General features: G+C 38.8%; 2 protein-coding genes. Both read right to left on the bottom strand.

Annotated elements, in window-relative coordinates:
* Positions 1-168 precede the first annotated feature (168 nt).
* A complete protein-coding gene (locus B0E34_RS19160) occupies positions 169-1,608 on the bottom strand; it encodes an AAA family ATPase (protein ID WP_087712089.1) in 1,440 nt (479 codons plus the stop codon).
* A 41-nt stretch (positions 1,609-1,649) separates the two neighbouring features.
* Entirely contained in the window at positions 1,650-2,771 is a 1,122-nt protein-coding gene (locus B0E34_RS19155; protein WP_087712087.1) for a vWA domain-containing protein, read from the bottom strand.
* Positions 2,772-3,043 lie beyond the last annotated feature (272 nt).

Here is a 3,043-nt window from a genome sequence, read left to right as displayed (position 1 = left end):
TATAAGGTCTGTTAGTCCAATATTTTAAATTCGCACACTACCACCCCCCCCCCCCCCCCACTCATTTGTGTCCCCCTATTTTTTTCGTGGGGGGGGGGGGGGCCCCGCCGCCGAAACTATAAAATAGCGAGTGCGGAAAGCGGGAAATAGCTCCTCATAAAACAGATTCTATGAAAAGAAAACTCCCGTTCTGAATCTTTCTTTATTCAGTTTTTTATTCACAGCCAATCCCCAAAGAATAAATTCTTTTAAAAACAGAAAATCTTCGGGTTGGGTATCGGGTTGGTATTTTTCAATGATTTCATCAAGCGGAGTAATTCGATTTAGGTTTTTCGCGTAGACTTCATCCGGAGATTCGTCGGTAATTTCTAAAAACCCGTCATCCTGTAAAAACCAGTCGGTGATCTGGCTGAATGGTCCGTCTACATTCTTTTTCTCCAGTTTTTCTATTTTGGGGAAATACGTGGTAAACAGAGTTTTTACCGCATTATCTATTAAAAGTTGTGCCACAGATTCTGCTCCTTCCTGCTCTCCTTCATAAACCAGTTCTACCTTTCCGGTAATCGCAGGAATAACGCCAACAAAATCGCTCAGCCTCACCGAAGTTTTTTCTTCGCCAGCCAACAAAGCCCTACGTTCTGCCGTACTCAACAAATTTTCGAAAGCGGTGATGCTCATACGTGCACTGACACCACTTTTTGCATCTACATATTCGCTCTCACGGGCTTCAAAACCAATCTGTTCCAGAAGATCATGGGCTAAAGCCGGAACATACACTCCGTTTTTCTGGCGGCTGTCCAGACTGGATTCATATTTTGTAATTTCTTTCGCAATATGAATATTTTCAGGATAGTGCGTTAAAATCTGCGACCCGATACGGTCTTTCAGAGGAGTAACGATGCTTCCTCTGTTGGTATAATCTTCCGGATTGGCAGTAAAGACAAACTGAATATCCAAAGGCATTCTCACTTTAAATCCACGAATCTGAACATCGCCTTCCTGTAAAATATTAAACAGGGAAACCTGAATTCTTGCCTGTAGATCAGGCAACTCGTTAATTACAAAAATACAGCGGTTGGCTCTCGGAATCATTCCAAAATGGATCACACGATCGTCTGCATAAGATAATTTAAGATTGGCAGCTTTTATCGGATCTACATCACCAATAAGATCGGCAACGGTAACATCCGGAGTGGCAAGTTTTTCAAAAAATCTTTCATCTCGGTGAAGCCATTCAATGGGTGTGCTATCGCCTTCTTTTTCAATTAATTCTTTTGCAAACCGGGAAATCGGATTAAAAGGATCATCATTAATCTCGCTTCCGTCCACATAAGGAATCCATTCATCCAATAAGCTTGTCATCATTCTTGCCAGTCTTGTTTTAGCCTGACCTCGCAATCCTAATAAATTGATGTTATGCTTACTGAGAATGGCATGCTCCAATTGAGGAATTACTGTGTTTTCGTATCCGAAAATTCCCTCAAATACAGATTCTCTATTTCGGATTTTAGTTTTTAAATTATCCCGTAATTCTTCTTTAATATGTTTTGATGTATAACCTGATGCTTTTAACGCACCAAGCGTTTTTATTTCTGGCTTTGCAGTCATTGTATTTAAATCTAATTGATAATTTTTATTGAGTAATAATTTTAACGGATTCTTCTTTTACGATTGGATTCATAATCTTCAAAAATCATGTTTCCTAAACCATTAAGACCTGTATAAAATGCTTTTCCCTGATTGGCTTCTGTAAATTCGCTCACGAAATGCTGCAAATAAGAATCCTGCGCAATCATAAAAGTAGTAATTGGGATATGGAGCCTTCTTGCCTGAGCTGCCATATTGTAACATTTCTGAACTACATATTCATCCAGTCCGTAAGAATTCATATAATAAGTACCGTCCGGTTCACGCACACAGCTTGGCTTTCCGTCGGTAATCATAAAAATTTGTTTGTTGGTATTTCTTTTTCTGCGCAAAATATCCATTGCTAACTGTAGTCCTGCAACAGTATTCGTATGATAAGGACCAACCTGCAGGTAAGGAAGTTCCTGAATCTTTACCGGCCACGCATCATCCCCAAAAACAATAATATCTATAGTATCTTTCGGATAACGCGTTGTGATTAATTCAGCAAGTGCCATCGCTACTTTTTTAGCCGGAGTAATGCGGTCTTCGCCGTAAAGAATCATACTGTGGCTGATGTCGATCATTAAAACAGTGCTCATTTGAGACTGATGTATGCTATCTTCAACAATCAGATCATTTTCCGTAAGATAAAAATCTCCGATCCCGTTATTGATTTGTGCATTCTTTAGACTCTCCGTCATTGAAATTTTTTCCACAGCATCTCCGAAATTATAATTTCTGAATTCTCCGGTTAAGTCTTCACCTGCTCCGCTTTTATTCGTTTTATGATTTCCGTTTCCGCTCTTTTCAAGATTTCCGAATATTTGTTTAAGTGCCTGTTTACGGATATTCTGTTCCATTTTCGCACTTAAGGTAACTCCATTCCCATTTCCATCTGGATTAATCTCTTCCCGAATATATCCTTTCTTCTTAAGATCTTCAATAAAGTCATCTATTGTATATTCAGGAGTGGTTAATTGGTATTCTTCATCCAACATCCGAAGCCAGTCAATTGCTTCATCAAAATCACCTGAAGTATGCGTCAGTAAATCCGTAAAAATTTCCAGCAATCGGTCAAATACAGATCGTTCCGGTTCCTGATAAGTATTAAACCTAAAACCTCTTACAATATGCTCTTTCATATCATAAATTTACGACATAAATCAAAAGGCCTTAAGAGATTTAGTCTATTTTACTTTTCAAGAATAAAAATAATTGAATTAAAGAAAATTCTCAAATTATAGAAAGAAAAATTATCCGCTACTTTAGATAAAACGTCTTTAATATTCGAAATATCTTTTCAGGAGCTTTATCCCGCTATCCACTCTTACTCCTCGCCTCTGCTTCTCGGGTTAGTGCCCTCACTTTTCCCAATCCCGCTGCGGGGTATCCGTTTCTATCGGGGCTAGGAATG

It is taken from the genome of Chryseobacterium mucoviscidosis, from assembly GCF_002177115.1.
GTDB classification, from domain to species: Bacteria; Bacteroidota; Bacteroidia; order Flavobacteriales; family Weeksellaceae; genus Chryseobacterium; species Chryseobacterium mucoviscidosis.
The sequence above is the reverse complement of the archived record's forward strand: the minus strand, read 5'-3'. Positions and strand labels throughout refer to the sequence as shown.

Coding starts and splice junctions, on each gene's coding strand:
- B0E34_RS19160 (WP_087712089.1), bottom strand. CDS start 1,608: ATGACTGCAAAGCCAGAAATAAAAACGCTTGGTGCGTTAAAAGCATCA.
- B0E34_RS19155 (WP_087712087.1), bottom strand. CDS start 2,771: ATGAAAGAGCATATTGTAAGAGGTTTTAGGTTTAATACTTATCAGGAA.